Source organism: Arthrobacter psychrochitiniphilus, from assembly GCF_003185915.1.
In the GTDB taxonomy this organism is placed as follows: Bacteria; Actinomycetota; Actinomycetes; order Actinomycetales; family Micrococcaceae; genus Specibacter; species Specibacter psychrochitiniphilus.
In genome coordinates, this window is the sequence record NZ_QHLZ01000005.1 from 103,823 (window position 1) to 127,264 (window position 23,442).

A 23,442-nucleotide genomic window follows, 5' to 3' on the forward strand; every position below is an offset into this window, starting at 1 on the left:
CCAATGAGGTGACTAGATGGCGCTTACGCCAGAAGACGTTGTCAACAAGCGGTTCCAGCCGACAAAGTTTCGTGAAGGCTATGACCAGGACGAAGTCGACGATTTTCTTGACGAGATCGTCGTTGAGCTTCGCCGACTCCATCAGGAAAACGACGAGTTGCGCAAGCAGCTCGAGCAGGGTGGTTCCAACCCCGCAACGGCCCCTGCCCCGGTAGCACCGCTACTGGCCAAGGAGCCCGCGAAGGTTGAACCCGAGCCCGCAGTTGTTGAGCCTGAGGTAGTTCAGGCCCCCGCAGCTCCGGAACCCGTTGTGGAAGAAAAGGTTGTCCCGGCTCCGGCTCCTACAGCACCGGTTTCCGCAGCACAGTCCGCCAGCGGTGTCCTTGCGTTGGCCGAGCGCCTGCACGATGAATATGTCAGCGCGGGTGTTGAGCAGCGTGACAAGATCATTGCTGAGGCCCAGATTGAAGCCAGCACACTGGTGAACGATGCCCAGGAGAAGAGCCGTAAGACGCTCGGCGCCCTGGAACAGCAGCGTTCAGTGCTGGAGCGCAAGGTAGAGCAGCTTCGCGGCTTCGAGCGCGATTACCGCTCACGCCTGAAGAGCTACATCGAAGGCCAGCTGCGCGACTTGGACGCCCGCGGCTCAGTGGCAGCCCCGGATTTCACCGAGAGCAGCCTGGAGTCCTAATTCCAGATAACTAGAAGCCGGTGGTGCAAGGAAACTTGTTCCACCGGCTTTTAGTTTCTTAAGTTCCAACAACGGTGCCACCCGTCACAGGGCGTGGATGAGTTGGCGCCTATGATGGAAGGAATCCCATTGCCCAATCAACTGAAAGCGTTATGAGCGAGAACTCTTTGCCAGCGCCCGCTGCCAAGCCCCGCCGCCACTTCTGGTGGCTCTGGCTCGGCGTGGCGGCCTTTGCCTATATTTGTGACCAATTAACTAAATGGTGGGTCAGTTCCACCATGGAATTGGGTGAGAAAACCCCCGTTATCCCTGGTGTTTTGCAGTGGTACCACATCCTGAATTCTGGTGCGGCGTTCTCCATCGGCGAGAATTTCACCTGGGTATTCACCATCATCATGGCGGCTGTTTCCGTTGCCATCATTGTCTTTGCCCGGCGCATCCGTTCGCTTTGGTGGGCCATTGGCTTGGGTCTGGTCCTGGGTGGCGCCCTAGGTAACCTGACCGACAGGCTGTTCCGTCCGCCGTCGTTTGGCATGGGGCACGTGGTGGACTTTATTTCCTTCCCCAACTTCGCCATTTTCAATATGGCGGATATGGCTGTTGTGGGCGGCGTCATTGTGATCTGCCTGCTCACTCTGCTGGGTATCTCGCTAGATGGCAGTAGAGCTGTCGCTAAAGCCACGGCGTCCAATGTCACAAAAACGAAGTCCGCAGAAGTTGCAGGGCATGAAGGGGAGGAAGATAATGACTGAAACATTCGTGGTTCCAGAGGCTGTTGCCGGGATCAGAGCCGACGCCGGGCTGGCCACTTTGCTGGGCATCTCCCGATCCGCTGCTGCACTGCTGTGTACGGAGGGCAATGTCTTACAAAACGGTGCTTCCATGGGCAAGAGCGAGAAGTTTAGTGCCGGGGCCAGCATCCAGGTGACCATTCCGCAGCGGCGTGATCCGCTGGAGGTTCGCATTGAGCCCGTCGAAGGATTAAAGATCCTGCTAGATGACGTTGACTTTGTGGTAGTTGACAAGCCTGTGGGTGTGGCAGCACACCCTTCCCCGGGCTGGGTAGGTCCCACAGTAGTGGGGGGGCTGGCTGCCGCCGGTTACCGCATCTCCACCTCCGGCGCCCAAGAGCGGGTGGGCATTGTGCACCGACTGGATGTGGGCACCTCGGGAGCCATGGTGGTTGCCAAAACCGAGCACGCCTACACCGTGCTAAAGCAGGCGTTCCGTGAACGGACCGTTGAGAAGGTCTACCACGCTGTGGTGCAGGGACTGCCTGATCCTTTGCAGGGCACCATTGACGCCCCCATTGGCCGCCATCCGGGCCATGACTGGCGCTTCGCGGTCATTGAAGACGGGCGCCCCTCCATCACTCACTATGAGGTGCTCGAAGCGTTCGGCAAGGCTTCCCTCGTGGAGGTGCATCTGGAGACCGGACGCACCCACCAAATTCGTGTCCATTTCTCTGCCCTGCGCCACCCCTGTGCCGGAGATCTCACTTACGGGGCGGATCCGAAGTTGGCGGCCGAACTGGGCCTGACCCGTCAATGGCTGCACGCCCACAAGCTCGGTTTCACGCACCCGACATCGGGGGAGTGGGTCAGTGTCACCAGCGCCTACCCGCAGGATCTGAACTACGCACTGGATCACCTGCGCGGCGAACACTAGCCCCACCTCCAACGCTCGGTTACTTTTGGCTCCCTTTCACAGATCGCTCCCTCATTTAGTGAGGGAGCGATTTGCATTAATGCCCCAAAAGTGAGCGAGCGTTTCTGGGGGCTGGCGGTTGACTTGGCCACGTAGAATGATCTGGTGGCTAGCTCATCGACTGACAGTTTTGTCCATCTCCATACGCACACCGAATATTCCATGTTGGACGGTGCCGCCCGCCTGACCGAATTGTTTGACGAGGCCAAGCGGCTTGAAATGCCGGCCTTGGCCACCACCGACCACGGTTATTTGTTCGGTGCCTTTGACTTCTGGCGCAAGGCCACCGATGCCGGCATCAAGCCCATCATCGGGGTGGAAGCTTACGTCACCCCGGGCACGGCCCGTACCGACAAATCCAGGGTGAAGTGGCGCACCGAGGAGTCACAAAAGAAGGATGACGTCTCCGGCGGTGGTTTCTACACCCACATGACGCTGCTCAGCTACAACAACCAGGGCATGCGCAACTTGTTCCGGGCCTCCTCCTTGGGTTCCCTCGATTCACCCATGGGCAAATACCCGCGTCTGGACCGGGAACTGCTCAATGAGTATCACCCCGGATTGATCGCCACCACTGGCTGCCCCTCCGGTGAGGTTCAGACGCGTCTGCGGCTGGGTCAGTACAACGAGGCCAAGGCCGCCGCCTCCGAATTCCAGGACATCTTCGGTGCGGAAAACTATTTCTGCGAGCTCATGGACCATGGGCTGGACATTGAGCGCAGGGTCACCAAGGACCTGCTGCGCCTGGCCAGGGAACTGAAAATTCCGCTGGTCGCTACCAACGATCTGCACTACACGCATGAGCATGACGCCAAGGCGCACGAGGCCCTGTTGGCTCTCCAATCCGCCTCCACACTGACCGAGCCCACCTATGATCAGGGCGGCAAGCGCTTTGCCTTCAGCGGCAGCGGCTACTACCTGAAGTCCGCGGCGGAAATGCGCTCGCTCTTTTCCGAATTGCCGGAGGCGTGCGATAACACGCTGCTGATCGCTGAACGCTGCGACGTCTCCTTCAACACCAACGCCAACTACATGCCCAAATTCCCTTGCCCACCGGGTGAGGATGAGACCTCCTGGCTGGTGAAGGAGGTGGATGAGGGCCTGCGGTACCGCTACCCGTCTGGTATTCCCGATGACGTGCGCAAGCAGGCGGACTACGAACTCGACGTCATCATCCGCATGGGCTTCCCGGGGTACTTCCTGGTAGTGGCCGACTTCATCAACTGGTCCAAGGCCCAAGGGATCCGGGTGGGTCCGGGCCGTGGTTCCGGTGCCGGTTCCATGGTGGCCTACGCCATGCGCATTACCGACCTTGACCCGTTGCGCCATGGTCTGATCTTTGAGCGCTTCCTCAACCCTGAGCGTGTCTCCATGCCTGACTTCGACGTGGACTTCGATGATCGGCGCCGCCATGAGGTCATCAAGTACGTGACCGAGAAGTATGGCGATGAGCGTGTGGCCATGATTGTCACGTACGGCTCCATCAAGACCAAGCAGGCGCTCAAGGACTCCTCCCGCGTGCTGGGCCACCCCTTCAGCATGGGTGAAATGCTCACGAAGGCGTTGCCTCCGGCCGTCATGGCCAAAGATATTCTGCTCAATGATATTGAAAACCCGGAGGCCAAGCGGTACGGGGAAGCCCAGGATTTCCGCAACCTGATCAACACTGACCCGGAAGCTGCAAAGGTCTTCGAGCTCTCCAAGGGCCTTGAGGGGCTCAAGCGCCAGTGGGGCGTGCACGCGGCCGGTGTGATCATGAGCTCTGATCCCATCATCGATGTCATCCCGATCATGCGCCGCATCCAGGATGGGCAGATCATCACCCAGTTTGACTACCCGACCGCTGAAGGTCTGGGACTGATCAAGATGGACTTCTTGGGGCTGCGCAACCTCACGATCATCACGGACGCGCTGGAGAACATCAAGGCCAACAAGGGCTTTGACCTTGACCTTGAAGGGTTGGAGCTCGACGACGCACCCTCCTATGAGCTCATGGCGCGCGGTGACACGCTGGGTGTTTTCCAGCTCGACGGCGGTCCCATGCGCGGGCTTCTCAAGCTCATGCGCCCGGATAACTTTGAAGACATCTCCGCTGTTCTAGCCCTGTACCGGCCAGGTCCTATGGGTGCCGACTCACACACCAACTACGCTCTGCGTAAAAACGGTCTGCAGCCGATCACGCCCATCCATCCTGAATTGGAGGAACCCCTCGCGGACATCCTCGGCGGGACGTATGGGCTGATCGTGTACCAGGAGCAGGTCATGTCGATTGCGCAGAAGCTGGCCGGCTACTCACTGGGCCGGGCCGACATTCTGCGCCGGGCCATGGGTAAGAAGAAGAAGTCCGAACTGGATAAGCAGTATGCGGGCTTCCATCAGGGCATGTTGGACAACGGGTACTCTGACGCCGCCGTCCAAACACTGTGGGCGATCCTGCTGCCCTTCTCCGACTACGCCTTCAACAAGGCCCACTCGGCCGCCTACGGCGTCATCAGTTACTGGACCGCGTACCTGAAGGCACACCACCCGGCCGAATATATGGCGGCCCTGCTGACCAGCGTGGGTGATGACAAGGACAAACTGGCGCTGTACCTCAACGAATGCCGCCACATGGGCATTACCGTTCTTGCCCCTGATGTCAACGAATCCGCCTTGAACTTCACCCCGATCGGGACGGACATTCGCTTCGGTATGGGCGCCATTCGCAACGTGGGCGCCAACGTAGTCAACGGCTTGGTGGAGTCCCGGCGTGAACGCGGCAACTTTGAGAACTTCTCCGACTTTTTGATGAAAGTCCCCGCCGTGGTGTGCAACAAGCGCACCATTGAATCCCTGATCAAGGCTGGCGCCTTTGACACGCTGGGGCACGCCCGCCGGGCATTGGCCATGATCCATGAAGAAGCCGTTGACTCCGTGATCAGCATCAAACGGAACGAGGCCGTGGGCCAGTTTGACCTCTTTGCCGGACTTGGTGGCGAGGAGGAGCCGGAATCAGCGCTCACCACCGAAATCCCGGACCTGCCCGAATGGGAGAAGAAGGACAAGCTCGCCTTCGAACGCGACATGCTGGGCTTGTACGTCTCGGACCACCCGCTGCGCGGTTTGGAAGGCGTCCTGAGCCAGAACGCTGACATGTCCATCACGGCGTTGCTCGGCGATGACGGGCCACAGGACGGGCACATCATCACCATTTCGGGCATGATTACCAACTTACAACGCCGGATTGCCAAGAGCAGCGGCAACCCCTATGCCCGCTGCGAGGTTGAGGATCTGGGCGGTTCGCTCGAGGTGATGTTCTTTGGCCAGACCTACGGTCCCATCGCCAACATTCTCGCTGAGGACCTGATAGTGGTGGTCAAGGGAAGGCTGCAAAAGCGTGACGACGGCGCCATCACCCTTAACGCCATGGAGCTCACCGTCCCGGACCTGAGCGAAGGCATGGCCGGGCCGCTCGTGATCTCTATGCCCGAACACAAGGCCAACGAACAAGTTCTCCAGGCACTGAAATCAGTGCTTAACGATCATCGTGGCAACACCGAAGTAAAGATGCACCTGGCTGGCAGCCGTTCCGTTAAGATCATGAAACTGCCTTTGCATCATCGGGTCAACCCCACGCCCTCGCTCTTTGGCGATCTGAAGGTGCTGCTCGGCCCCACCTGTCTGGAAGGCTAACCATGAATGAACCCACTGCCGAGGCGGCGCTTTCAAGCCCCGGGTCAGCGCAGCGAGCCCATGCCTCCGGCACGCTTTGGAGCAAAAGTAACAAGGCTTTTTGGCGGCGCTGGCTGGCCATAACCTTAGTGCTCGGGGCAGTCATGGGCGTTGCCTGGTTTGTTCTGGCGCCGGGAGGGGCCATCTACGGCGACGGCTCCGATTATGACAGCTGGTTTCCCAGGGACGCCGCCCTAGCACTGTTGATGCTGGTTGCGGGCGTGGTCGCCTCCGTGTTGCTCCTGCGCCAGGGCCGTAAGACGCCGCGGATCTGGACTACGGCTGCGCCCACGTTGGCCCTGCTGGTGGGTGCGCTAGCCGGGTCCGTGCTGGCCTGGCGAACAGGTGTGTTTGCGGGGGACCTCTTCCACACTCTGCCGGAGAATCTGAGCAACCCGAGCATTGTGTTCTCCCTGCGCTCACCTTCGGTCCTCTTGATCTGGCCCCTGACAAGCGCAGCGGTACTCTTCCTCACGCATTTGTTCGGCTACTACTTCGGCAAGCCCGAGAAACGAGAAGAAATGGAGCAGGGGGAAGAGCAGTAGCCCGGAACACACCCATGGCTCTCAACAGGTAAACTTGCGTGTTGTGAGCAACCATGAATCTTCTGTGACCGAACCCGCCATCAACAGTGGCGCCACATTCACTCTGCGACGAACGGATCTGCGTGGCCAGAGCCTTTCCGTAGCTGAGCTAAAGGGCGCAGTTCCCCGCACCGCCGCCTCCACCGTGAGCACGGCGGAAACCGCTGTGGAAGCCATCATTGCCGATGTCCGCCGGGATGGGCACGCCGCCTTGGCGGCGCTGGCCCACAAGTTCGACGGCGTCACCCAGGAACATCCCCGTGTCCCGGCCGGGGCGCTACAGAAGGCGCTGGAAACTCTGGACCCGGCCGTGCGTGCCGCCTTGGAGGAATCCATCGCCCGTGCCACAGCCTTTGCCCAGGCACAGAAGCCGGCAAACATTGACTTCCCGGTAGCCAACGGTGCCGTGGTATCCCAGCACTGGGTTCCCGTCTCCCGAGTGGGCATGTATGTCCCGGGCGGTCTGGCACCCTTGGCCTCCTCGGTCATCATGAATGCTGTGCCTGCTCAAGCAGCAGGAGTGGCTTCGGTGGCTCTGGCCTCACCGCCGCAGAAGAATAACGGGGGCCTGCCGGATCAGACCATCCTTGCCGCCGCCGCCTTGCTGGGCATTGACGAGGTCTACGCCATGGGCGGGGCCCAAGCAATCGCTGCATTTGCCTACGGCGTAGCCGCCGGAAGCTCGGCAACGGGGGGAGGAGAGGTCATCGAGCCCGTTGACGTGGTAACGGGTCCGGGCAACATCTTCGTGGCCACCGCCAAGCGCCTGGTCAAGGGCGTGGTGGGTATTGACTCAGAAGCTGGCGCAACAGAAATTGCCGTTCTGGCGGACCACACAGCCAACCCGATCTTTGTTGCCGCAGATCTCATCAGCCAGGCTGAACACGATCCCAACGCAGCATCGGTTTTGGTGACGACTTCCGTGGAGTTGGCGGACGCCGTCGAACGCGAGCTTCGCGCCCAGGTGGCACGCACGGCCCACAGGGAACGGGTCCAGACGGCACTTGGCGGCGTGCAGTCGGGGATTGTTCTCGTGAGTGATCTGGCGCAGGGTGTGGCCGTGTGCAACGCTTATGCGGCGGAGCACCTGGAAGTTGTGACGGAGAACGCTGTTGAGGTAGCAGCACAAATTTCCAACGCGGGTGCCATCTTCATTGGTGACTACAGTCCCGTGAGCTTGGGCGATTACTGCGCAGGATCAAACCATGTGTTGCCCACCAGTGGCACTGCCGCGTTCTCCTCGGGGTTGAATGTGACAACGTTCCTGCGTGCTGTCCAACTGATCAACTACAACAAGGACGCCCTGGCCGAGGTGGCCCGCCACGTCATCACGCTCTCCCAGGCGGAGGACCTGCCGGCGCATGGTGATGCCGTGGCAGTGCGTTTCCCCTAAGCAACTTTCTGAGGCTGCACCTCTGGACAGCAGGGGTGCATGTATGATAATTACACGATTGTCATTTGCTCTTGAAATGATCTTAGACTGGTGATTGACACGACCTGAAGGGGGTTGCATGTATTGCCCATTCTGCCGTAATCCCGATTCGCGTGTGGTTGATTCAAGACTGTCCGATGACGGCTCGTCCATCCGCCGCCGGCGTCAGTGTACCGAATGTGGCCGGCGCTTTAGCACCATGGAAACGGCCAGTCTGTCCGTGAGCAAACGCTCCGGGGTAGCGGAACCTTTTAGCCGCAGCAAGATCATCAGCGGCGTCCGTAAGGCGTGTCAGGGACGCCCCGTCACCGACGATGACCTGGCTAAACTCGCTCAGGAAGTAGAAGAGTCAATCCGGGCCAGTGGGGCAGCAGAAATTGATGCCAACAACGTGGGCCTGGCCATTCTGGAACCGCTACGCCGCCTTGACCTGGTGGCGTATCTGCGCTTCGCCAGCGTCTACCAAGCCTTCGAATCCCTGGCGGACTTTGAGGCTTCCATCGCCAAATTAAGAAGCGAGGATGCCAGCTAGAACCTGGCTTCGCGAGCAACAGCACAGCAACTCTCGCTAGAGAGTGGCCAGAGTGATCTGTGCCTCCTAGCGAGAGTTGCCTGTGTGCTCTGATCTTGCTACTTGATGAGTTTGAAGTACACGGCCGCTTGCAAGGCGCCGCCCACAATACCGGCGTTATTGGCCAGTTCGGCAGGGATGATCTTGGTGCGCAGCTTCAGCTGGGGAAGGTAGTCCTCGCTGCGCTTGGAAATGCCGCCACCAATGATGAACAGTTCCGGTGAAAACAAAAACTCCACATGGGAGAAGTAGCGTTGGAGCCGCACCGAGTACTCATCCCAGCTGAGCCCGTCCCTTTCCCGGGCGCTGGCCGAGGCCTTCGTTTCGGCGTCGAAGCCATCCAGTTCCAGATGGCCCAGCTCAACGTTGGGAATAAGCTTGCCGTTGTAGATGAACGCGGAGCCGATCCCCGTGCCCAGCGTGATGACCAAGACGGTACCCTTTACGCCCTTGCCAGCACCGTAACGGGCCTCAGCCAAGCCGGCGGCATCGGCATCATTGATGACCTGCACATCACGGCCCAACTCCTGGGTGAAGATCTCATCCACATTGGCGTTGATCCAGGACTTGTCCACATTTGCTGCGGACAAGGAAATGCCATGGGCAATGATGGCCGGGAAGGTGATGCCTACGGGAGCATCAGCCGCTGGGGCGTGATCGCGCGAGGACAGCTCATCCACGATCTCCTTGACCACCTTCGCCACAGCCTGCGGGGTTGACGGGGCAGGGGTCAGGATCCGGAAGCGGTCCCCGATTACCTCGCCGGTGGAAAGATCAACGATTCCGCCCTTGATGCCGGTACCACCAATATCGACACCGATGGCAGTTGTTTTGGGTGAGTGCTTTTTAGACATGCAGGCTCCAAGGATAGAAATAGGGACGCGTTAGACGCCGGTGTTGGACCAAGACAATACTGCGGGAAGCTAAGGCATAGGTAATGCTACGGCAGGGTCAGGACTTCAGCGCCGGTGGCTGTAACTACCATGGTGTGTTCAAATTGTGCCGTACGCTTGCGGTCACGAGTGACCACGGTCCAATCATCCGCCCACATGTCCCATTCAATGGTGCCCAGTGTGAGCATGGGTTCGATGGTAAACACCATTCCCTCTTCCAGGACAGTGTTGTAGGCAGGAGCCGCGTCATAATGCGGAATAATCAGTCCGGTATGGAATGCCTCGCCCACGCCGTGACCGGTGAAGTCACGCACCACTCCGTAGCCAAAACGCTTGGCGTAAGAGGAGATGGTACGGCCAATGACGTTGATTTCCCTTCCTGGCGCCACGGCCCGGATGGCGCGGTTCAATGACTCCTGGGTGCGCTCCACCAGCAGACGGGACTCCTCATCAACATTGCCTACTGTGAAGGTGAAGTTGGTGTCGCCGTGGACGCCGTTCTTGAACGCAGTGATGTCAATGTTGATGATGTCACCGTCTTGGACCACGGTGGTGTCCGGAATGCCGTGGCAGATCACTTCATTGATGGAGGAGCACAATGACTTCGGGAACCCCCGGTAGCCCAACGTGGAGGGGTACGCCTGATGATCCAGGAGGAATTCGTGTCCTATCCGGTCCAGCTCATCTGTGGTCACACCGGGGAGAATGTGTTTGCCAACCTCCACGATGGCCGCTGCGGCAATCTTGCTTGAAATCCGGATCTTCTCCAGCGTCTGCGCGTCCTTGACTTCCGATCCCTTGAAGGGGGCCGGTCCGGCCTTGCCCACGTATTCAGGACGGGCAATCGAGAAGGGAACGGCTAGCTCCGGGCTGATGATCCCGGGTACCAGCTTGCCGATGGGCGCTGAGGTTGCTGTTGAAGACATAGGAACCATCTTACTAAATTTTTGCCCATGGACAGGGAGTGCGTAGTGCTCTCACCGTCCGCCGGCAGGAAAGCCCTATGATGGCAGCAGTTGCAAGTATTCACACACAAGTATTCACACACAAGGCATGGAGGCCGTCATGGCACGCTATTGGTACAACGTACAAACACACGAGGTGGAAAAGGATGCCCAGTCAGGGTGGCAGTCCCTGATTGGTCCCTACGAAAGCCGGGAAGAGGCCGAGCATGCCTTGGCCAAGGTCCAAGAGCGCAATGCCGCCGCGGACGCCCTGGACGAAGACGAAGAAGACTAACTCTCTTCCGGCACGTCCCACAGCACCTTGTGGCCCTTCCCAGCCCCGGCCGGATGTTAGAAGGTGTGTTCCGGTCCGGGGAATACACCAGAGCGAACTTCGTCGCCATACTCGCGGGCAGCGTCAGCCAGAATGGTGCGCAGCTGGGCATACTGCTTGACAAACTTGGCCATCTTGCCGGTACGCAATCCTGCCATGTCCTGCCACACCAGAACCTGCCCCGTGGTGGTGTTGCCCGCCCCGATGCCCACAGTGGGTACGGAAACTGCGGCTTCCACGGCGGCTGCCGTCTCGGCTGGGACCATTTCCATCAGCACACAAAACGCGCCAGCGTCAGCCAGCGCTACGGCGTCGTCAATCATGGCCTGAGCCATCTCGCCGCGACCTTGCACGCGGTAGCCACCCAGGGTGTGCTCGCTTTGAGGGGTAAAGCCAATGTGCGCCATGACAGGGATGCCGGCCTGCGTCAGAGCGCGCACGGTTGAGGCGTAGTAGGCTCCGCCTTCCATTTTCACGGCGTGAACCAGGCCCTCTTTCATGAGGCGTACCGAGGATGCGATTGCCTGCTCGGGTGATTGCTCGTAGCTGCCAAAGGGCAGATCCGCCACCACCAGGGCGCGGTGGGCGCCAGCCGTCACCGCTCGGGAGAAGATGATCATTTCATCCAAGGTGATGGGCAGGGACGTTTCATTGCCCAGCACGTTGTTGGAGGCGGAGTCGCCCACCAGCAGCACTTCAATGCCAGCCTCATCAAAAATTTGTGCCGTGTACTGATCGTAAGCCGTCAGCATGGCAAATTTTTGGCCAGCCTTTTTTGCCGCCAACAGATGGTGTGTACGGATTTTCTGTGTGGTGACGGGGATGCCGCCGGGGGTAGCGGTCCGGGCAGCGGCGCCGGAACCGTAAGGGGCCGCCAGCTCGGCGGACGCGGGGGAATCAGACGCGGGGGAGTCAGGGGTGCTTGAGGGTGCCATGACCTCAGCTTATTACGATTACGGGTGTGGGATGGGCACCGGGCGCCACACTAGTTAGTAGAGTGAAGATTGCGGGGGACACACCTGCCGCAAACCCGTCCGCCACCTGCCCGCAACTGGTGCCAGGAGGTGCTGGTGCCAGAGGAAGAGGCCCGTACATGAACCGTCAACAGGAATTTGTGTTGCGCACCATTGAGGAGCGCGATGTCAGGTTTGTGCGGCTTTGGTTTACTGACGTTGTGGGCTCCTTGAAATCGGTGGCACTGGCCCCGGCTGAAGTGGAGGGCGCCTTCGAAGAGGGTCTGGGGTTCGATGGCTCCGCCATTGAAGGCCTGGCCCGGATCTTTGAATCCGACATGCTGGCCCAGCCCGATCCGTCAACCTTCCAAATCCTGCCCTGGCGCGGCAACGGCAAGACAGAACAGACCTCCCGCATGTTCTGCGATGTTCTCACGCCCGACGGCGAACCCTCCGCCGCTGATCCGCGCAACGTCCTGAAGCGAACCTTGGCGAAGGCCGCTGACATGGGATTCACCTGTTACACCCACCCCGAGATTGAGTTCTATCTGCTCAAGTCAGATAGGCCCGGACCTGACGGCATCCCCGTCCCTGTGGACCAGGCCGGCTATTTTGACCATGTGCCAGGCGGGGTAGCTCAGGATTTTAGGCGCACCGCCGTGACCATGCTCGAAGACGTGGGTATCTCCGTAGAGTTCAGCCACCATGAGGGCGGGCCGGGGCAGAATGAGATCGATCTGCGCTATGCCGACGCACTCCAAACGGCAGACAACATCATGACCTTCCGAACGGTGATCCGTGAGGTCGCCATTCAACAAGGCACTTATGCCACGTTCATGCCGAAACCATTCTCAGACCACCCCGGTTCCGGGATGCACACCCACTTCTCCCTCTTTGAAGGCGATAGCAACGCCTTCCACGAACCGGGCGCCGAGTACCAGCTCTCCAAGACGGCGCGGCAATTCATGGCCGGGATCCTCAAGCACGCCCCGGAATTCACCGCGGTGACCAACCAGTTCGTCAACTCCTACAAGCGGCTGTGGGGTGGCGGAGAAGCCCCCAGCTACGTCTCCTGGGGCCACAACAACCGCTCCGCCCTGATGAGGGTGCCCCTCTACAAGCCGGGCAAGGGGCAGGCCGCGCGCCTTGAATACCGCGGTATTGATTCAGCCGCGAACCCTTACCTTGCCTATGCAGTCCTGCTGGGAGCCGGGCTGAAGGGTATCGAGGAAGGTTATGAGTTGCCACCGGCCGCCGTGGAAGACATCAGTGCGTTGACGAGTGCAGAGCGCAGGCTCATGGGCCATGACCCGCTGCCATCCAGCCTGCATGACGCCGTGCGGCAAATGGAAGAATCAGAGCTCATGCCGGAAATCCTGGGTGAACAGGTCTTCGAAAATTTCCTGCGTAACAAACGTTCCGAGTGGCAGGAATATCGCCTCCAGGTGACCCCCTATGAGATCAACCGCTACTTGGGGGTGCTCTAACACACTGCCATGAGTTCCCTGACCCGCACCTTGATCTCACGTGGCTTCTCCGACCTTGAAAACTGTGAGAGGTTTCTAGGATTTAGCGAACTCGCAGACCTGGACCAGACACAGTTGCTGGACGCGCTGGCCATTGCCGACAACCCGGATATGGCGCTGCAGTCATTGGTACGGCTGCTCAGCCGTGCCCCGCAAACCCGGAGCCTGCTCACCTGCGTAGATCCTGACACGGGACGGACACTCTCCAACGCGCACTTGTTCAGGCTCCTCGGGGCATCGGAGTCATTGGCTGACTTCCTGATGCGGCACCCGGAACATCTCGAGGTGGTGGACCCTGCCCTCATGGGGCGCCCTGCCGCAGCAGATCCGGAGGTGCTGCGGGCTTCGCTGCTGCGCTCGGTGGGGGCAGAGCCCACGGCGGAGCGTGCCGTGGCGCAGATGTCCAAAAGCCAGGGGCGGATCGCCTTGCGAACCATGTACCGCAGGCACTTATGCGAGTTGGCGTTACGGGACCTGGCAGCGCCGTCGCCTCAGGCAGCCATGCCCCAGGCCGGAGCGGAGCTGGCGGATTTGGCGGCAGCAGCGCTCGAAGCCGCTTTGGCAGTGGCACGCAATGAGGTCGGGGCAGCCTTGGGAGCCGAGAAGGTGGCGGCTGTGCGGCTATCCGTGGTGGGCATGGGCAAATGTGGCGCCCGGGAGCTGAACTACATCTCCGACGTGGACGTCATGTACGTTGTGGCACTCGATGAACAGGCCGCCGGGGCGCAGGGTATTGATGAGAGCGAACTGGTCAGGGTGGGCAATGCTCTGGCAGGGGCACTCTCACGCACCATTTATGCTTCGGAACGTGAGCCGGGCCTGTGGGAAGTTGATGCCAATCTGCGCCCCGAAGGCAAGGACGGGCCGTTGGTGCGCACCCTCGAGTCGTACCTTGCCTACTACCACCGGTGGGCGCAAAGCTGGGAATTCCAGGCACTCTTGAAAGCCCGGACCATCGCCGGAGACAGGGCGCTTGGCGCCGATTTTGAGAACGCTGTGGAACCGCTGATCTGGAACTCCTCTGAGCGGGACGGCTTTGTGGAGTCCGTCCAGGCCATGCGACGGCGTGTGACAGCGAGTATTCGTGACGCGGATGCCGGACGCCAGATCAAACTGGGCAAGGGCGGCCTGCGTGATGTTGAATTTTCCGTCCAGTTACTTCAGCTAGTCCACGGTAAAACTGATCCGAGTGTTCGTTTGCGTGCCACCACTGCGGCCATTGAAGCGCTCACACATGCCGGATATATTGGCCGCACCGATGCCGCGCTGCTGCTCAATCACTACACATATTTGCGCGTGCTAGAACACCGGATTCAACTGGTGCATATGCGCCGCACGCACACTATGCCAACAGCGCCGGAGCAATTGCGCGCCCTCGCCAGGTCCCTGGAGGGGCCGCTGAGCATGAAGCGGCCCAGTGCGGATTCCCTCGAAGCTAACTGGTCCAAGGTTAAACGTTCCGTGAGTTCCTTGCATGAGCAGATTTTTTACCGTCCCATCCTGGCCACGGCTGCAAATCTCAGTGCAGAGGATGCCGCCCTGACTACCGACGCCGCCCGGGCCCGCCTTGCTGCCCTCGGCTACCGGGATACGGCGGGGGCAGTTCGGCACATCGAGGCCCTGACCGCCGGTGTGAGCCGCCGGGCAGCTTTGCAGCGCCAACTCCTGCCGGTTCTGCTCGGCTGGTTGGCCAACGGCGTTGACCCCGACGCCGGTCTGCTCGCCTTCCGCCGGGTGAGCGACGCGCTGGGAACCTCCCATTGGTACCTGGGCATGCTGCGCGATCACCAAGCGGCCGCAGAGCGCTTGTGTCACCTGCTTTCCAGTTCCCGCCTGGTCAGTGACCTGCTAGAGGTCTCACCGGAGGCCACCGCCTGGCTGGGCAACAGTAAAGAACTTGTTCCGCAAAGCTTTGAATCACAGTGGAGTGAAATTCAGTCAACGCTATCCCGCCATGGGGGAGATGCCGGTGCCATCCGGCTCATCCGCCTGCTGCGCCAACGCGAGATCCTGCGCATTGGCATAGCTGACAGCTGCGGGCTGCTGCGACAAGACGCTGTCTCTCGGGCCTTGAGCGACGTGGACCGGGCCGCCGTGCTGGGCGCCCTCCTCGTGGCCGAAAATGAAATCTACGCTGGCACGCCACCGCTGACCCGCGTCCTCGTGGTGGCCATGGGCCGTCAGGGTGGACAAGAAATCGGGTACGGCTCAGACGCTGACGTCCTGTTTGTGCACCGGCCCGTTGACGGGCTGGCGCAGGACCGGATGGGGGAGGCCACGCAGCAGGCCAAGGCAATCGTTCAGCGGCTCACCACACTGCTGACGGCTCCTTTGAAGCCTGCCATCCAAGCCGAGCGGGTACTCACTGTGGACGCCGGGCTCCGCCCGGAGGGCCGCAACGGGCCCCTGGTTCGGTCACTGGAAGCGTACCGGGAATACTATTCCCGCTGGTCCTCCGCCTGGGAGGCTCAGGCCCTGTTGCGGGCGCTTCCCATGGCTGGCTCGGATGTCCTGGCACGCGATTTCATCTCCATGGTGAACCCCATCCGGTACCCACAATCCGTGCCGGAAATTAACCTTCGCGAAATCAAACGCATCAAGGCGAGGATGGAATCCGAACGGCTGCCACGCGGTGCCGATCCTGCCCGGCACGTGAAGCTGGGCCGGGGCGGATTGAGCGATGTTGAATGGTTGGTTCAGCTCCTCCAGCTTCAGCACGCCCACGCTCACCCCGAACTGCGCACCACCCGCACCATTGCCGCCCTCCACGCCGCTACGGCGCTGGGGCTAGTTGATGGGGACGATTCCGAGACCTTGGAGGCTGCGTGGCGGCTCGCGGGGAAGATCCGCAACGCCAATGTCATGTGGACCGGCAAGAATTCGGATCTGCTGCCCTCGGCCCGCCATGATCTGGAGGCGGTGGCTAGGTGGTGCGGCTACGAACCAGGCAACGCGGCAGCCTTCGAAGAGCACTATCTGGGGCTGACCCGGCGTGCTAGGGCCGTTTTTGAGCGGCTGTTCTACGGCTAACCCGATCCTGGCCTGAAGGGGCCTGTTCCTGGCCTGAGCGGAAGTGGCCGGAAGCGGCTTGAAGTGCGCCGGAATTGACTGTGCTTGACCGCGGCATCTTCACAGCAGAGCTTTAGAACCTGTACGTCTGACTTAGGCCATTCGTTCAGGATTTTTCTGTAGGAGGTTCTGCATGCTCCATTTATCATCAGCGTCGCGGCGCAGCGTTCTGGGGGGGTGCGTTGGCCACAGGCCTGATGGCTGCGCTGGCTCCCAACGCTGTGGCTGCCAGAAACATGCAACTGCGCCCCGCTGGCCAGGAAACCATGATTGGCGTTCCCTTTGAAAAATACTCAACAGTGCGCATCGGCGTCATTGGGTTGGGGAACCGTGGCGGTCCCATGAGCGAGGGCTGGGCCGCAGTGCCCGGCGCCAAGGTAGTTGCTGTTTGCGATATCCGCGCAGATCGCTCAAAGCGAGTGGCTGACCGTCTGGCAGCATTGGGGCGTCCACGCCCGGCGCAGTACGGTGGTTCAGCCGATTCCTACAAGACGATGCTCAATGAGATGGACCTTGACCTGGTCTACATCGCCACTCCCTGGGAATTCCACCACGAGCAAGGCAAAGCCGCCATGATCTCCGGCGCCCACGCCATGGTGGAACTGCCCATCGCCACGGGACTTGATGAGCTGTGGGATCTGGTAGATACCTCTGAAAAGACTCGCAGGCACATGATGCTGGCCGAGAACTGCTCCTACGGCCGCAACGAATTGGCCATGCTGAAGATGGCTCATGAAGGCGTCTTCGGTGATGTGCACAACGGCCACGGCGGCTATCTGCACGATCTTCGCGATCTGCTCTTCAACGACGGTTACTACACGGATGACTGGCGCCGCAAGTGGCACACCAAGAGCACGGCAAGCTTCTATGCGATGCACGGACTGGCACCCATCGCCGCTGCCATGGACATCAACCGCGGCGATCGGATGAAGACTCTCTCCGCCACGGCCACCACGGCCAAAGGCCTTGCCGACTACCGCGCCAGATTTGTTCCCAAGGGGCACCGCTCCTGGAACGAGACGTACGTCAACGGTGACCTGGTCACCTGCATGATCAGCACGGAAAAGGGCCGGATTATCCGCGCCGAACACGATGTCTGAACACCACGCCCGTACAGCCGCATCAACAGCCTTGCCGGCAGCGGCGGTATTTTTGAGGATTACGCAGGCGGCGGCAACACCAATGCCCGGGTCTACATGGAACCGGACCACGGCGGTCACTCCTGGGCCGATTTCTCCCCGTCACTGACCAAATATGATCACTGGTTGTGGCAGAAGGTTGGGGAGGATGCTGTAGCTAACGGCGGCCACGGCGGCATGGACTACATCATGGCGTGGCGGACCATCCAATCCATGCGCACAGGCACCATTGCCGACATTGACGTGTACGACTCAGCAGCGTGGTGCGCCCCTGTCCCGCTCAGTGTCATGTCCCTGGCCGATGGTGGCAAACCCGTGGAAATTCCCGACTTCACCCGTGGCGGCTGGGTCCGCCCGCGTGTGGGCCTGGATTCGGTAGCCATCGACATGCCAGCAGTGGTCTAACGCACCTGGAAAGGAGCAATAACAAAACATGAAGAAACTAAGAGCACTTATCGCCATGCTGGCCACCGCGCTGGTCTTTGGCGGAGCAATAACCATCCTGGGCTCCCCTGCCGGGGCGGAAGGAAGCAATTCCGCCCTCGTCATGAGCATCGCCGAGGTCAATCTCCAGGGCCCGGTTATTTCTGATGTCACAGTCACACTGAAAAACACCTCCAACGCAGCCATGACGGATGTTTCGGTAGTCATCACAGGACCCATCAACTGGACCCTGTACCCCGAGACTCAAAGCCTGAGCGCGCCCTTGGCAGCCGGTGCGAGCGCCACTGTCACCGCAGAAATCCACGTACCGAACAACCCCTCCGGTTCGGTAACCCGCAACTTCACCGCCGCTGCAACCTATGCAGGCGGAGATGGCGTCAAGACCTCCTTCGCGGAGCGCAACCAGTTCACAGGTCCCGTTCCGGCCAGCCTGGCCGAACTGTTCGGCAATGTTGGCACCACCACTGTGGGCACCACCGCGCAGGGTGACTACGACGGTGGCAAGAACAGCTTCTCACGCGAGAAACTGGCCTTGAAGGGTTACACGCCCGGCGCGAAGATCACCGCTGCAGGCACCGAATTCACGTGGCCTTCAGCTGAACCTGGCAAGCCGGATAACGTGACTGGATCAGGGCAGACCTTCAAGTTCGAAGGCCAGGGCAGCAAGATCGCCTTCCTCGGTTCCGGAGTTCACAACGGCGCCGTTGGCGAGGCCACGGTTCACTACACCGCCGGCAGCAGTTCCAAGGGCACCTTCGGACTCCCCAACTGGGGCTTCCAAGAGGTTACCGCTCACGGTGCCAGCCTTGCGGTTGAAGTCATGGGCCGCAACACGCCCGCAGGCTTCGCCAATGAAGAGTTCCCATACCGCATGTTCACTAACACCATTGCCATTGATGCGTCCAAGACCGTATCCATGGTGACGTTGCCGAACAACGCGAACCTGCACGTCTTTGCCATTGCATTCGTTCCCGCTGTTGAAGGCGAAACCCTTCCGGCACCCACTGCTCCAGCAACTACGGTCCCGGCAACGTCTGCTCCGGCAACCACGGACCCTTCCGTGGCTCCGTCGACTGAGCCGACGACGGAGCCTACAACTGACCCGGCCACGGAACCCGTCACCACGAAGGATCCGGTAGCGCCCCCCACCACCGGGACAGCTAGCAGCAGCGCAGCTCCGCTGATCGGCATGGGCGGCCTTCTGCTCGTGGGCGGTCTGGTACTGATGGTGGCACGGCGCCGCCAGCGTTCCAACCACAGCTAGCAGCTCGTAGTTAGCAGCAAGCAAGAGCGGCCCCCCACCAATTGGTGCGGGGCCGCTCTTGTCTTTGTGCTTTCCGCAATTACGCCGGCGCCAGCTCGTTGGCGCCAGACCCCGAGCGCTAGACCGGGAGCGCTAGGACGTGAGCGATCAGCCTGCCATGCGCGCCCTGGCGTGGGCCAGCATGGTGGCAACGGGAGCACCGGTGACCAGTTCGCCGTCGTGCACGAACCCTTCCTCACGTCCGGTGAGATCGGCAATCAGCCGCGACTTCCACAATGCCAACAAGGGAGCATACTCGGGCAGGGGAGCGAGGTTATGCATTTCCTCCGGGTCCGCGTCCAGATCAAAAAGCTCCTCCGTACCCCACTCCGAGGCCCACAGGTACTTCACATGCCCGTCGGTGACCCACTGCAGCGATTGGTCAAAGTACACGTGCTCACCGTGCAGCCACTCACGCCACGGCTCAACGTCCCCGGCAGGCTCGGCTCCGGAGGGTGTCTGGCGCAGGAACCTCACCAACGATTTACCGTCGCAGGATTCCGGGACCGGCACATTGGCCAGTTCCAGCAGGGTGGGCATGATGTCGCGCAGTTCCACCACCTCGTCCACCACTGTGCCGCGCAGGGCCCGGGGATCATTAGGTGCCGGGACCACTATGAAGGGAACCCGGGCAGAGCCCTCATAACCCACAGACTTACGGTAGAAATCATGGTCCCCAAGCATTTCACCGTGATCCGAGGTGAAGGCAATGACGGTGTCATCCGCCACACCAAATTCATTGAGGGCCTCAAAGATGCGCCCTAGCTGCAGGTCAATCTGCGTCATGAGCCCGTAGTAACCGGCTCTGGCCCTGTGGGTGACGGCCTCCGGCAGCGTCCCAAAGCTCGTCTGGTGGTAGCCGTCGCGGCGTACCGATTCGAAGTGGTGCTCCCAATCGCCTACTCGCCGCTTGAAGGCCGGTAGGTCAAGGTACATCTCCATGGCCCAGGCAGGGGGATCGTAGGGGGGATGGGGGCGGTGAAAGGACAGGTACAAGAAGAAAGGGACCGTGGTGTCGCGGCGGTACAGCCATTCCACTGTTTGGCTGCCAAGCCAAGACGTGGGGTGCAGCCGCTCCGCCTTGTCCCACGGGCGGGCCACGGTGGAGTTGCAGCCTGCACCGTGGTCAAAATACTCCTCGTCCGCCGTGACACCGGGTTGGCGGCGCAGCCACGGAACGTAGTCGTCAAAGAACTTGAAGTCTCGGCGGTTTTCCTTGCGCGCAAAATGAAGGAATCCGTCGTGCAGGATGACATCGTCAAAGCCCACGCGCGAGCGCTCCGGATATACGTGGAGCTTGCCAATCGCCTGGGTTTGGTAACCCGCCTTGCGGAACTCGCCCTGCAGCGTGATCGGATGGACCTCGTCAAACTTCACGCCCTCCTGGTAGCCCACCCGGCCGTGGCGCTCCTGGGACTGGCCGGTAAACAAGGCCACCCGGGCAGGAACGCAGGTGGGTGTTGCTGAATAGCCGTGCCGGAATCGGGCGCCCGCTCCGGCTAGCTCGTCCAAGTGAGGTGTTTGAACGTAAGGGTGGCCCTCAGCCCCCAAACAATCTCCACGCCACTCATCGACGCAAATGAGAATCACATTGGGCTTGGTCATGAGCTACTTTCGTCACAGGGATGGTCAGATGCTGGCCGGATGGATAGCCAGGAAGTGGCCGGAATTACATCCAGCTTACCCAATGAAGCAGTCTTGAGAGATGGACAGCAGTGGCGCATTCGGGGTGAAACTGATATCGAATCGTGATCCATCTCGCATGATCGGAACAAACGCTGTACCGTCGAGGGGTACTTAAATCGCCCCAAGAAGGGCGTGACACCGTTGTGAGGGAAAATTTATGCTCAGGCTTCCACCCCTACGGCGGCGCAGCGGCGGCACATTTGCCGCCCTCGCCGCCTTTTTTACCGTCGTTTTCATGCTGCTCGGGATTGGCGGCGCCTCAGCGTTGAGCGTGCCGGCACCTGCAGCGGCGGGCACCGCAGTGCAGCACACCGGCGTGGAGGGCAAGAAATTCGCCATTGCCACTGACACCACCTTCGCCCCCTTTGAATTCCGTGACGGCAGCGGCAATCTGGTGGGCATCGACATGGACCTGCTCAACGCCATTGCCAAGAGTCAGGGCTTTGAAGTTGACATCAAGTCATTGGGCTTTGATGCGGCGTTGCAGGCATTGCAGTCCAACCAGGTAGCAGGCGTCATCGCTGGCATGTCCATCACGGATGAGCGCAAGAAGATCTTTGACTTCTCCGACCCCTACTTTGACTCCGGTGTGCAGATGGCGGTGGCCAAGAACGACGACGCCATCAAGACCTACGCCGATCTCAAGGGCAAGAGCGTCACCGCCAAGCGTGGCAGCGAGGGTGAAACGTTCGCCAAGTCCATCGCGGGCAAATACGGTTTCACCGTCAAGGCACTCGCAGATTCCGCCACCATGTATGACGACGTCAAGGCCGGCAACTCCGTGGCCGTGTTCGACGACTACCCGGTGCTCGCTTACGGTGTCAGCCAGAACAACGGGCTGAAGATTGTCACCGAAAAAGAACAGGGCAGCTCCTACGGCTTCGCCGTTAACAAGGGCCAAAATCAGGACCTTCTGAAGGCGTTTGACACCGGCTTGGCCGAGTTGAAGGCCAATGGCGAGTACGACTTGATCTTGGACACCTACCTGGCCAAGACCGAGGTCACCGAGCAGGGCAGCTTCTTCCAGCTCGTTGCGGACAGCTTCCCCGCCCTCATGAAGGGGCTCTGGCTGACCATGGTGGCCACCGTCCTCTCGCTTGCAATCGCCCTCGTCCTCGGTGTCCTGTTCGGCTTCTTCAAGGTCTCCGAAAGCAAGATCATGCGGGGCATTGCCACTACGTATGTGTCTATTTTCCGTGGCACCCCGTTACTGGTCCAGGCATTCTTCTTCTACTTCGGTTTGCCGCAGATGACAGGGCAGCCCATTAACGTCCTGACAGCAGGTGTTATCACCTTGAGCCTGAACGCGGGTGCCTACATGACCGAGATTGTTCGTGGCGGCATCCAGTCAGTTGATCCCGGCCAGCTCGAAGCCAGCCGCAGCTTGGGTCTGAGCTACGTCACTTCCATGCGCCGTGTAGTGGTGCCCCAGGCCGTGAAGATCATGACGCCCTCGTTCATCAACCAGTTCGTCATCACGTTGAAGGACACCTCCTTGCTGGCAGTGATTGGCTTTGCGGAATTGACCTACCAAGGCCAGCAGATTTACGCGTCCAACTTCCGTACCGGTGAAACACTGTTGATTGTGGCCGCGCTGTACTTCATTGTGATCTCCATCTTGACTCAGCTTTCCAACGTCCTTGACAGGAAGTTCAACAAATGAGCACTGCGAAAATAAGTGTCCGTGGGCTTAAAAAGTCCTTTGGTTCCAATGAAGTGCTCAAGGGCATGGATGTGGACATTGCTGAAGGCGAGGTTGTGTGTGTTATTGGCCCGTCAGGTTCGGGTAAGTCCACGTTCCTACGTTGCCTGAACAAGCTCGAGGACATCACCGGCGGCACCGTCACTGTTAACGGTATTGACTTGACCGAGCCCAAGGTAGACCTAAACGCTGTACGTCAGAACATCGGCATGGTGTTCCAGCACTTCAACTTGTTCCCACACATGTCCGTGCTTCAGAACATCATGCTTGCACCGGTGGAGCTCAAGAAGCTGGACAAGGCTGCGGCCCGGGCCAAGGGCATGGAACTGCTCAAGCGTGTGGGCCTGTCCGAGAAGGCAGATGCCCGTCCCGCCTCGCTCTCCGGCGGGCAGAAACAGCGTGTGGCCATTGCGCGTGCGCTGGCCATGAACCCCGGCATCATGCTCTTCGACGAGGCTACCAGCGCCCTTGACCCTGAGATGGTGGGCGAGGTTTTGCAGGTCATTCGAGATCTGGCTGCGGAAGGCATGACCATGGTGGTGGTCACGCATGAGATGGGTTTTGCTCGCGAGGTGGCTGACCGGGTGATCTTCATGGATGCCGGGGTCATCTGTGAGGAAGGCTCACCCGAGGCCATCTTCAGCAACGCTGCGCAGCCTCGTCTGCAGGAGTTCCTGGCGAAAGTGCTCTAACGTTTGTTGTGTGAGGGGCGTCGGCTGTCGAGCTGCCGCCCCTCTGCTTTAAACGTCAATA

The 23,442-nt window shown here is 60.2% G+C and carries 19 protein-coding genes; 15 read left to right on the top strand and 4 right to left on the bottom strand.

Annotated elements, in window-relative coordinates; genetic code table 11:
- Positions 1-16 precede the first annotated feature (16 nt).
- From CVS29_RS09270 to nrdR, 7 genes are all read left to right on the top strand, one after another.
- Positions 17-691 carry a DivIVA domain-containing protein gene (locus tag CVS29_RS09270; protein ID WP_110106047.1) on the top strand — a complete coding sequence of 225 codons (675 nt, stop codon included), beginning with the start codon at positions 17-19 and terminating at the stop codon, positions 689-691.
- A 152-nt stretch (positions 692-843) separates the two neighbouring features.
- The gene (lspA, locus tag CVS29_RS09275) at positions 844-1,443 is read left to right on the top strand and encodes a signal peptidase II (RefSeq protein ID WP_110106048.1); all 600 of its coding nucleotides are present in this window, start codon (positions 844-846) and stop codon (positions 1,441-1,443) included.
- Positions 1,436-2,359 (top strand): RluA family pseudouridine synthase, encoded by a 924-nt coding sequence (locus CVS29_RS09280; protein ID WP_110106049.1) that lies wholly within the window; start codon positions 1,436-1,438, stop codon positions 2,357-2,359. The genes lspA and CVS29_RS09280 overlap by 8 nt, the downstream gene beginning before the upstream one ends.
- A gap of 144 nt (positions 2,360-2,503) precedes the next feature.
- Complete coding sequence (gene dnaE / locus CVS29_RS09285; RefSeq protein ID WP_110106050.1) at positions 2,504-6,070, top strand: DNA polymerase III subunit alpha; 3,567 nt, start codon at positions 2,504-2,506, stop codon at positions 6,068-6,070.
- Between the two features lie 2 nt (positions 6,071-6,072).
- Entirely contained in the window at positions 6,073-6,654 is a 582-nt protein-coding gene (locus CVS29_RS09290) for a hypothetical protein (RefSeq protein ID WP_110106051.1), read from the top strand.
- Positions 6,655-6,688: 34 nt separating this feature from the next.
- A complete protein-coding gene (gene hisD, locus CVS29_RS09295; RefSeq protein ID WP_373366683.1) occupies positions 6,689-8,086 on the top strand; it encodes a histidinol dehydrogenase in 1,398 nt (465 codons plus the stop codon).
- A 118-nt stretch (positions 8,087-8,204) separates the two neighbouring features.
- Complete coding sequence (gene nrdR, locus CVS29_RS09300; protein WP_110106053.1) at positions 8,205-8,657, top strand: transcriptional regulator NrdR; 453 nt, start codon at positions 8,205-8,207, stop codon at positions 8,655-8,657.
- A 98-nt stretch (positions 8,658-8,755) separates the two neighbouring features.
- Here the strand turns inward: nrdR and ppgK are convergent, their stop codons facing one another.
- Positions 8,756-9,550, bottom strand: coding sequence for a polyphosphate--glucose phosphotransferase (gene ppgK / locus CVS29_RS09305; RefSeq protein ID WP_110106054.1), 795 nt, complete (start codon positions 9,548-9,550; stop codon positions 8,756-8,758).
- A gap of 86 nt (positions 9,551-9,636) precedes the next feature.
- The gene (gene map / locus CVS29_RS09310) at positions 9,637-10,515 is read right to left on the bottom strand and encodes a type I methionyl aminopeptidase (protein ID WP_110106055.1); all 879 of its coding nucleotides are present in this window, start codon (positions 10,513-10,515) and stop codon (positions 9,637-9,639) included.
- A 139-nt stretch (positions 10,516-10,654) separates the two neighbouring features.
- On the opposite strand from map, the gene CVS29_RS09315 reads away from it, so the two are divergent.
- On the top strand, positions 10,655-10,828 hold the full coding sequence (locus CVS29_RS09315) for an SPOR domain-containing protein (RefSeq protein WP_110106056.1): 174 nt from the start codon (positions 10,655-10,657) through the stop codon (positions 10,826-10,828).
- Positions 10,829-10,884: 56 nt separating this feature from the next.
- Here the strand turns inward: CVS29_RS09315 and panB are convergent, their stop codons facing one another.
- Entirely contained in the window at positions 10,885-11,802 is a 918-nt protein-coding gene (gene panB, locus CVS29_RS09320; protein WP_110106057.1) for a 3-methyl-2-oxobutanoate hydroxymethyltransferase, read from the bottom strand.
- A gap of 158 nt (positions 11,803-11,960) precedes the next feature.
- Between panB and glnA the strand changes: the two genes are divergently transcribed.
- From glnA to CVS29_RS09340, 5 genes are all read left to right on the top strand, one after another.
- Positions 11,961-13,307 (top strand): type I glutamate--ammonia ligase, encoded by a 1,347-nt coding sequence (gene glnA, locus CVS29_RS09325; RefSeq protein WP_110106058.1) that lies wholly within the window; start codon positions 11,961-11,963, stop codon positions 13,305-13,307.
- Positions 13,308-13,316: 9 nt separating this feature from the next.
- Positions 13,317-16,376, top strand: coding sequence for a bifunctional [glutamine synthetase] adenylyltransferase/[glutamine synthetase]-adenylyl-L-tyrosine phosphorylase (locus CVS29_RS09330; protein WP_110106059.1), 3,060 nt, complete (start codon positions 13,317-13,319; stop codon positions 16,374-16,376).
- A 236-nt stretch (positions 16,377-16,612) separates the two neighbouring features.
- Positions 16,613-17,515 (top strand): Gfo/Idh/MocA family protein, encoded by a 903-nt coding sequence (locus tag CVS29_RS09335; RefSeq protein ID WP_211315114.1) that lies wholly within the window; start codon positions 16,613-16,615, stop codon positions 17,513-17,515.
- A gap of 96 nt (positions 17,516-17,611) precedes the next feature.
- A complete protein-coding gene (locus CVS29_RS18655) occupies positions 17,612-17,959 on the top strand; it encodes a hypothetical protein (protein ID WP_211315115.1) in 348 nt (115 codons plus the stop codon).
- A gap of 28 nt (positions 17,960-17,987) precedes the next feature.
- Positions 17,988-19,262 carry an NEW3 domain-containing protein gene (locus CVS29_RS09340; RefSeq protein WP_110106060.1) on the top strand — a complete coding sequence of 425 codons (1,275 nt, stop codon included), beginning with the start codon at positions 17,988-17,990 and terminating at the stop codon, positions 19,260-19,262.
- 147 nt (positions 19,263-19,409) lie between these two features.
- Here the strand turns inward: CVS29_RS09340 and CVS29_RS09345 are convergent, their stop codons facing one another.
- Entirely contained in the window at positions 19,410-20,906 is a 1,497-nt protein-coding gene (locus tag CVS29_RS09345; RefSeq protein ID WP_110106061.1) for an arylsulfatase, read from the bottom strand.
- A 316-nt stretch (positions 20,907-21,222) separates the two neighbouring features.
- Between CVS29_RS09345 and CVS29_RS09350 the strand changes: the two genes are divergently transcribed.
- Together CVS29_RS09350 and CVS29_RS09355 are read left to right on the top strand one after the other, a co-directional pair.
- Positions 21,223-22,650: an amino acid ABC transporter substrate-binding protein/permease gene (locus CVS29_RS09350; protein WP_110106231.1), complete on the top strand. Its 1,428-nt coding sequence runs from the start codon at positions 21,223-21,225 to the stop codon at positions 22,648-22,650.
- Positions 22,647-23,381: an amino acid ABC transporter ATP-binding protein gene (locus CVS29_RS09355; RefSeq protein ID WP_110106062.1), complete on the top strand. Its 735-nt coding sequence runs from the start codon at positions 22,647-22,649 to the stop codon at positions 23,379-23,381. Before CVS29_RS09350 ends, CVS29_RS09355 begins: the two co-directional genes overlap by 4 nt.
- Positions 23,382-23,442: the final 61 nt, after the last annotated feature.

What these genes read in the sequence shown, in the direction of transcription:
- CVS29_RS09270 (WP_110106047.1), top strand. Translation starts at nt 17, where the DNA reads ATGGCGCTTACGCCAGAAGACGTTGTCAACAAGCGGTTCCAGCCGACA.
- lspA (WP_110106048.1), top strand. Translation starts at nt 844, where the DNA reads ATGAGCGAGAACTCTTTGCCAGCGCCCGCTGCCAAGCCCCGCCGCCAC.
- CVS29_RS09280 (WP_110106049.1), top strand. Translation starts at nt 1,436, where the DNA reads ATGACTGAAACATTCGTGGTTCCAGAGGCTGTTGCCGGGATCAGAGCC.
- CVS29_RS09290 (WP_110106051.1), top strand. Translation starts at nt 6,073, where the DNA reads ATGAATGAACCCACTGCCGAGGCGGCGCTTTCAAGCCCCGGGTCAGCG.
- nrdR (WP_110106053.1), top strand. Translation starts at nt 8,205, where the DNA reads ATGTATTGCCCATTCTGCCGTAATCCCGATTCGCGTGTGGTTGATTCA.
- ppgK (WP_110106054.1), bottom strand. Translation starts at nt 9,550, where the DNA reads ATGTCTAAAAAGCACTCACCCAAAACAACTGCCATCGGTGTCGATATT.
- map (WP_110106055.1), bottom strand. Translation starts at nt 10,515, where the DNA reads ATGTCTTCAACAGCAACCTCAGCGCCCATCGGCAAGCTGGTACCCGGG.
- CVS29_RS09315 (WP_110106056.1), top strand. Translation starts at nt 10,655, where the DNA reads ATGGCACGCTATTGGTACAACGTACAAACACACGAGGTGGAAAAGGAT.
- panB (WP_110106057.1), bottom strand. Translation starts at nt 11,802, where the DNA reads ATGGCACCCTCAAGCACCCCTGACTCCCCCGCGTCTGATTCCCCCGCG.
- glnA (WP_110106058.1), top strand. Translation starts at nt 11,961, where the DNA reads ATGAACCGTCAACAGGAATTTGTGTTGCGCACCATTGAGGAGCGCGAT.
- CVS29_RS09330 (WP_110106059.1), top strand. Translation starts at nt 13,317, where the DNA reads ATGAGTTCCCTGACCCGCACCTTGATCTCACGTGGCTTCTCCGACCTT.
- CVS29_RS09335 (WP_211315114.1), top strand. Translation starts at nt 16,613, where the DNA reads ATGGCTGCGCTGGCTCCCAACGCTGTGGCTGCCAGAAACATGCAACTG.
- CVS29_RS18655 (WP_211315115.1), top strand. Translation starts at nt 17,612, where the DNA reads ATGGAACCGGACCACGGCGGTCACTCCTGGGCCGATTTCTCCCCGTCA.
- CVS29_RS09340 (WP_110106060.1), top strand. Translation starts at nt 17,988, where the DNA reads ATGAAGAAACTAAGAGCACTTATCGCCATGCTGGCCACCGCGCTGGTC.
- CVS29_RS09345 (WP_110106061.1), bottom strand. Translation starts at nt 20,906, where the DNA reads ATGACCAAGCCCAATGTGATTCTCATTTGCGTCGATGAGTGGCGTGGA.
- CVS29_RS09350 (WP_110106231.1), top strand. Translation starts at nt 21,223, where the DNA reads ATGCTGCTCGGGATTGGCGGCGCCTCAGCGTTGAGCGTGCCGGCACCT.
- CVS29_RS09355 (WP_110106062.1), top strand. Translation starts at nt 22,647, where the DNA reads ATGAGCACTGCGAAAATAAGTGTCCGTGGGCTTAAAAAGTCCTTTGGT.